At 47.7% G+C, this 6,565-nt stretch carries 7 protein-coding genes; all 7 read right to left on the minus strand.

What is annotated here, in order from left to right:
- On the minus strand, nucleotides 1-553 hold a 553-nt coding region (locus PHU49_12905), incomplete at its 3' end, for a site-specific integrase (protein ID MDD5244906.1).
- Complete coding sequence (dut, locus tag PHU49_12910) at nucleotides 550-993, minus strand: dUTP diphosphatase (protein MDD5244907.1); 444 nt, start codon at nucleotides 991-993, stop codon at nucleotides 550-552. The genes PHU49_12905 and dut, both read right to left, overlap by 4 nt.
- Nucleotides 981-2,240, minus strand: coding sequence for a pitrilysin family protein (locus PHU49_12915; GenBank protein MDD5244908.1), 1,260 nt, complete (start codon nucleotides 2,238-2,240; stop codon nucleotides 981-983). The genes dut and PHU49_12915 overlap by 13 nt, the downstream gene beginning before the upstream one ends.
- Nucleotides 2,233-4,326 carry a polyribonucleotide nucleotidyltransferase gene (gene pnp, locus PHU49_12920; protein ID MDD5244909.1) on the minus strand — a complete coding sequence of 698 codons (2,094 nt, stop codon included), beginning with the start codon at nucleotides 4,324-4,326 and terminating at the stop codon, nucleotides 2,233-2,235. Before pnp ends, PHU49_12915 begins: the two co-directional genes overlap by 8 nt.
- A gap of 19 nt (nucleotides 4,327-4,345) precedes the next feature.
- Nucleotides 4,346-4,615 (minus strand): 30S ribosomal protein S15, encoded by a 270-nt coding sequence (gene rpsO, locus PHU49_12925; protein ID MDD5244910.1) that lies wholly within the window; start codon nucleotides 4,613-4,615, stop codon nucleotides 4,346-4,348.
- A gap of 10 nt (nucleotides 4,616-4,625) precedes the next feature.
- On the minus strand, nucleotides 4,626-5,510 hold the full coding sequence (gene truB / locus PHU49_12930; protein ID MDD5244911.1) for a tRNA pseudouridine(55) synthase TruB: 885 nt from the start codon (nucleotides 5,508-5,510) through the stop codon (nucleotides 4,626-4,628).
- Nucleotides 5,510-6,454: a bifunctional oligoribonuclease/PAP phosphatase NrnA gene (locus tag PHU49_12935; GenBank protein MDD5244912.1), complete on the minus strand. Its 945-nt coding sequence runs from the start codon at nucleotides 6,452-6,454 to the stop codon at nucleotides 5,510-5,512. The genes truB and PHU49_12935 overlap by 1 nt, the downstream gene beginning before the upstream one ends.
- Nucleotides 6,455-6,565: the final 111 nt, after the last annotated feature.

Consider the following 6,565-nt stretch of genomic DNA (forward strand, 5'->3'; position numbering starts at 1 on the left):
TTGAATCCCTTGAATAGGTACCGAGAGGAACGACCCTTTCTTTCGACCTCTTTCCGGAGGCTATCAAAAAACCGGCTTCGAGATTGACATCGCCTCTTTTCAGTTTGATGAGTTCCGAGACCCGGAGCCCCGTAGCATATAACAATTCGAGGATGGTCCTGTCCCGGAGCGACGTCTTGGACCCTTCGGGCAGCCTGATCAGTTCCAGCATCTCCTCCTCGCTCAGGACTTCCGGGATAGGAGGAACATACTTCGGGATCTCGACATCTTCAAGGGGGCTTTTTGTTATCTTTCCGTCAATGAGGAGAAAATTAAAAAAGCTCCGCAGCGCTGAGATAGCCCGGACTATGCTCCGCGTCTTTTTCCCTTTTTCTCTCAAAAAACCGATATACGTCTCAAGATGTTTTCTTTCCGGTATCATGGAGGACATATCCTCGAGAAATCCAACAAACTCGACGATATCTCTGTTGTACGCGTCAATGGTGTGAGGTGATGCCCCTCTCTCCGAAGTAAGATAACGGATAAAGTGATCGAGGTTTTCGTATAAGTTCATGATATCCCTGTTGACCCGAAGCCGCCTTCGCCCCTTTCCGTTCCAGGTAAAGCATCGACCAGTCTCCAGTCGATCTGCGTCACAGATTTAAAAACCATCTGGGCAATCCTGTCCCCGTTCCGGATCACAAACGGTTCAGCCCCAAGGTTGATAAGGATCACCTTGATCTCTCCCCTGTAATCGGCATCGATCGTACCCGGTGTATTGAGAACAGTCACACCGTATTTATATGCGACGCCGCTTCTGGGTCTTATCTCAGCCTCAAATCCTTTAGGGATGCTGATAAAGATCCCCGTTGGAACCAGGATCCTTTCAAGGGGTTTCATGGTGAGGGCTTCGTCCAGGAATGCGCAGAGATCCAGTCCCGATGAAGCGCTCGTGGCATACTGTGGAAGAAGCGCCCCATCCTTCCTGGAGACAAAGACCTCTAACTTTTCCACAGGTTCTCCAGCTTGTTGCCGGCGACACTGCCGAGTACTGTGAGGGATATATCTCCGGGACGCTCAAAAAGGAACTTCCCTATCTCGTCTACGTCACTTTTCTGGATGCTGTCTATCTCGTGGAGTGTCTCTTTCAGTGGTATATAGTTTCCAAAGTATATCTCGTTCTTTGCCAATCTTCCCATTCTTGTCTCGGAACTCTCAAGGGAGATAAAAAGGTTACCTTTAATGTGTTCCTTGGAAAATGCGAGTTCGGCATCGGTAATACCATCGTCCTTTATTCTTGCAATCTCATCTTTGATCAACTGCAGCACCTCTACGATAGATTCCTTCGAAGTTGACGTGGATATACCGAACGTACCTGTATCATGATAGCAGTTTACATAGGAGTAAATATTGTAAACGAGCCCTCTTTTTTCCCGTATCTCCTGAAACAGGTGAGAACTCATGCTTCCGCCCATAACGGCATTGAGTATATAGAGGCAGTATCTCCTCCTGTCGACCTGGCTCGCCCCACGTGTCCCGATACATAAGTAGACATGCTCCAGTTCCTTTTCATAGATATTAAAGACATTATACGGTTCAGGGCTGATTATTGAAGGACCTTCGATGCCTCCTCCCCGGAGGTCGGAAAAGAACCTGCTCACCCTTGTTACGGCGTCCTCATGCTTGATCCTGCCGGTTATGGTAATGATGGCGTTTCTCGGGGAATAATAATCGGCAAAATATTCTTTTAGTTGTTCCTTCGTAAAACCTTCCACGTTCTGCTGCGAACCGAGGATGGGCATGCCGAGCGAGTGGTTTTTAAAGTATGAGGCATTAAACATGTCGTAGATATACTCTTCAGGATTATCCTCGATCATCTTGATCTCCTGCGTGATGACGTACTTCTCCCGTTCGATATCGCCGTTGTCAAAAAGGGAATTCCTGCACATGTCTGCAAGGATATCGAGGGCCGTGTCCATGTCCTTCTTTAAGACCCGCGCATAGAGGCAGGTATACTCCTTCCCGGTAAAGGCATTTATCGTGCCGCCGACGGCATCGATCTCCCGTGCAATATCATAGGCAGTCCTTTTCGATGTCCCCTTGAACAGCATATGTTCAATAAAATGAGAGACCCCGTTATTATTTTGATGCTCGCTTCGGCTGCCTGTCTTCCACCAGATCCCCAGGGAAACCGTTGAAAAGTATGGGATGGATTCAGTAACAACGGTTATACCATTATCAAGAATTGTTTTTCTATACATCTTCCTGCTTTGCCTTCTGCTCCTTGAGAACAGCCTTTCGTGAGAGTTTTATTCTACCATTATCTTCGACACCGATGACCTTTACAAGCATTTCATCGCCCTCTCTGGCAACATCGGAAGCCTTTTTTACAAAACCTTCGGCAAGCTGGCTGACGTGGACAAATCCATCAACGTTCGGCATCAATTCTACGATAGCACCTGCATCAAGCACCCTTCTGACCTTACCGAGATAGACCGTGCCCGGCTCTATATCCCTGGTCAGGCCTTTGATGATTTCGATGGCGGCATTTGCCGATTTTTCATCGATAGAAGCTATCTTTACGACACCTGAATCTTCTATATCTATCTTTACACCTGTCTGTTCTATAATACCCCTGATAACCTTGCCGCCGGGACCAATAACGTCACGTATCTTGTCCGTTTTTATCTTAAAAGTATAGATACGCGGGGCATAAGGGGACAGGTTCTCCCTGGGTTTTTCAAGGGTTTCGCCCATGATGCCGAGTATTGTAGCTATGCCTTGCTGTCCCTGTACAACAGCCTTTGACATAGTCTCCTTGGTAATCCCTTTAATCTTGATATCCATCTGTACCGCTGTAATACCTTCACGTGTTCCGGCAATCTTGAAATCCATATCTCCCAGGTGGTCTTCGTCACCGAGGATGTCGGACAGGATAACCTCTCTCTCGCCCTCTTTAACAAGACCCATTGCTATGCCGGCGACCGGTTCCGTAATGGGAACTCCGGCATCCATTAATGACAGACATCCGCTGCAGACCGTTGCCATTGATGAAGACCCGTTGGATTCAAGGATCTCAGAAACGATCCGGATCGTGTAAGGGAATTCTTCCTTCGACGGCAGAACCGGCGAAAGGGCACGCTCGGCAAGATTACCATGGCCTATCTCACGCCTTGTCGGCCCCCGGAGCATGGCTACCTCACCAACTGAAAAAGGTGTAAAATTATAATGGAGCATAAAGGTCTTGAAGGTTTCGCCCTCAAGAAGAGATTCTACCTTCTGCTCATCATCGGAGGTCCCGAAGGTAGTAATGGCAAGCGCCTGCGTCTCGCCTCTTGTAAAAATCGCCGAACCGTGTGTTCTCGGCAACACCCCTGCCATGCAGGTGATGTTGCGGATTGTGTCTGCAGCCCTTCCATCAATCCTTTTACCCGTTGCGAAGAGCTGTTCTCTTAAAATATCCCGCGTGATCTCATCAAAAATCTTATAGACCGCGTTGGGATCCAGGTCCTCATAGCTCTTTGTAAGCTCCCCAAGGATAACGTTCTGCCTGTCATTCCTGCTCCTCTTACCCTGCAAGGAAAAGGCCTCTATGAGGTCTTTCTCGATGGACTTCCGCATCTCTTCTTTGCGGGCACCAAGATCCTGCCCTGCATTCACCTGCCATTTCACCCTGCCGACCTTGTCCTGTATCTTCTCCTGCATCTCGATGATCGGTATAAGGCTCTGGTGACCGAAATGTATCGCTTCTATGAGGTCGCTCCCGCTGATGAACTTCGCCGAGCCCTCCACCATGAGGATCGCATCCCTTGTACCCGTCACAACGATGTCGAGATCACTCTCCCCCATTTCATTGGTCGTGGGGTTGATGATAAACTCCCCGTTTTTCCTTCCCACCTTGACGCCGGCAAATGGGCCGTCAAATGGGATCTCCGAAATGGTGAGGGCGCATGAAGCGCCTATAATCCCCAGAATAGCCGGGTCATTATCCGGATCAGCAGACAATACCGTCGCGATGACCTGAGATTCATGCTTAAACCCTTTCGGGAACAAAGGTCTCAACGGCCTGTCTATCAAGCGGGATGTTAATATCTCCCTGTCCGACGGCCTTCCTTCTCTCTTAAAAAATCCTCCGGGAAACTTTCCTGCCGCATATGACATCTCCTGATAGTTTACTGTGAGCGGCAGAAAATCCTTCTCCGATTCATTCTTCTCGACAACCGCGGTCACGAGCACAACGGTGTCGCCGCACTGAACAAGGACACTGCCATCGGCCTGTTTCGCAAGACTTCCTGTACTGATTGTAAGTGGTCTTCCTGCACAATTGATCGTTAACGTTTCTTCCATTTTTTTTTACCTGACCTTTTTATTTTCTTAAACCAAGCTTCTCAATAACCTTTTTATATCTTTCGGCGTTCTTTTCCCGTAAGTAATTGAGAAGTCTCCTTCTGCTCCCAACGAGCACCAACAATCCCCTTCTTGAATTATGATCCTTGGAAAATTTCTTAAAATGTTCCGTCAGGGATTTTATCCTCTCTGTAATAAGGGCGATCTGCACCTCAGGAGAACCCGTGTCTTTCTCGTGGGTCTTAAAACCCTCGATGATCTCCTTTTTCTTTGTTGTAGTAAGTGCCATGTACTCCTCCTTAATTGTTTATTAACCTTTTGATCTTAATGGTCCTCGAAGCCAGATCTGCCGCACCTATACCAATGAGAACCCCCTGCTTGTTTACGAGCCTCGCAAATTCACCATTCTTCCATTCCTTTGAGCTGCCTGCAAGAGGAATGGGCATACCATTCTTTAAAAACCTCTCAAGCACTACCTCCACAACTATCCCCCGTAAAGATTGTAAAACATTTTCCAATGATAATAAATAGCTTACCAAGTCCTGAGGAAATTTAAAATGGTCAATATCTATACCCATGTTCTCGGTAAATTCACCGTGCCTTGTCCTTTTGAGAGAATATAATGTTGCCCCGCAACCAAGTTTTGTCCCGAAATCATTCGCAAGCGTCCTGATGTACGTACCTTTTGAGCATGTCACCTCAACCTCAACATAAGGATGGCGGTATTCAAGAAGCTCAATGGCGAAGATCTCAACTTCCTTCTCCGGCGGCTCAACGTCAACCCCTTGCCGTGCCCATTTGTAGAGGGGCTTCCTGTTTACCTTTTTTGACGAATACACAGGGATCCGCTGTACGATCTTCCCCATAAATCCGGTCAGAATATTTTCAAGCAGTTCCCTTTCGTATTGCTTTACATCGGTCTTCGATATTACCTTGCCTTCAATATCGAAGGTGTCCGTTGTAACACCAAGCCAAAAATTTGCCCTGTAGGCCTTTTCCACGTTCTCCATGAAGGGGATCAGTTTTACCCCCTCGTTTAAAGCCACGGGCAATATTCCCGTCGCATTCCTGTCGAGCGTCCCGATATAGCCGATCTTCTTGAAGTGGTCCAGCTTCTTCAACCTCCTTATAACATCATAGGAGGACATGCCTGCCTTTTTGTCTATGATCAAAAAACCGTTCATTATCTTTTCATTACCTCTAAGAGCTTTGTTTCAACCTCGGCAAGGCTCCCGTCTATATGGCACCCGGCAGCATTTTTATGTCCGCCGCCGCCAAAAATACCGCAGATATCCGCAACATCGACGGTTCCCTTCGACCTCATACTTATCTTGTACCGCCTGTCGTTGACCTGTCTTAACAGTATCGCCACCTCAACACCCCGGACCTCCCTGATGATTTCCGCAAAACCATCAGTGTATTCCCTTGTTGAATGAGTATTCTCGAACATCTCTTCAGTAACATATGCCATGGCCACTCTATCCTCATCAAAGGTCCGCAGCGTGCAAAGGACCTGGCCAAGCAGCAGGAACCTTTCCTTGGGGTGGTTCCCGTTTACCATCCTCGATACCTGTGCCGGTTTTACCCCAAGGCGCATCATCTTTTCACATATGAGAAGGGCCCTTGAACCGGTGTTCTCATATCTGAAAGAACCTGTATCGGTGACTATCGCAGTGTATATGTTGACCGCCATCTCGTATGAAAGAGAGATGTCGAGATATTTATAGAGCCTGTACAGGATCTCTCCTGTCGAAGAGGCATCAGTATCAAGAACGTTGATCCTGCCGAAGCCCTCATTGGTGTTATGGTGGTCGATGCTTATGATCATCCCTGTCTTCTTTAAATTTTCGTATCCCTCACCTATCCGGGCAAGGTCGCCGCAATCAAGGACAAAGGCGGCATCATAGTTCCTTTCAGGGATCGCGTGGCTTATCTGGTCAGGTCCGGGAAGGAATTCATACCGGTAAGGTACCTGATCCTTGAGATAGACCGTCACATTCTTTCCCAGCGATCTCAGGGCCCGGTACATGGAAAAAACCGATCCTATCGCATCACCATCAGGGTCAATGTGGGTTGTTATGAAAAAATCCTGCCCGTTATCGATGATCTTTCTAATCTTTGCGAACATTGGCTTCCCTTTTCAGGATCTCCTCAATTCTCAGCGCCTTTTCATATACGTCATCAAGGACAAAGTTAATATCGGGGATATATCTCAACTTGACCCGTTGCCCCAGAAGAA

Source organism: Syntrophorhabdaceae bacterium, from assembly GCA_028713955.1.
Lineage (GTDB): Bacteria > Desulfobacterota > Syntrophorhabdia > Syntrophorhabdales > Syntrophorhabdaceae > UBA5609.

What these genes read in the sequence shown, in the direction of transcription:
- PHU49_12915 (MDD5244908.1), bottom strand. Translation starts at nt 2,240, where the DNA reads ATGTATAGAAAAACAATTCTTGATAATGGTATAACCGTTGTTACTGAA.
- pnp (MDD5244909.1), bottom strand. Translation starts at nt 4,326, where the DNA reads ATGGAAGAAACGTTAACGATCAATTGTGCAGGAAGACCACTTACAATC.
- rpsO (MDD5244910.1), bottom strand. Translation starts at nt 4,615, where the DNA reads ATGGCACTTACTACAACAAAGAAAAAGGAGATCATCGAGGGTTTTAAG.
- truB (MDD5244911.1), bottom strand. Translation starts at nt 5,510, where the DNA reads ATGAACGGTTTTTTGATCATAGACAAAAAGGCAGGCATGTCCTCCTAT.
- PHU49_12935 (MDD5244912.1), bottom strand. Translation starts at nt 6,454, where the DNA reads ATGTTCGCAAAGATTAGAAAGATCATCGATAACGGGCAGGATTTTTTC.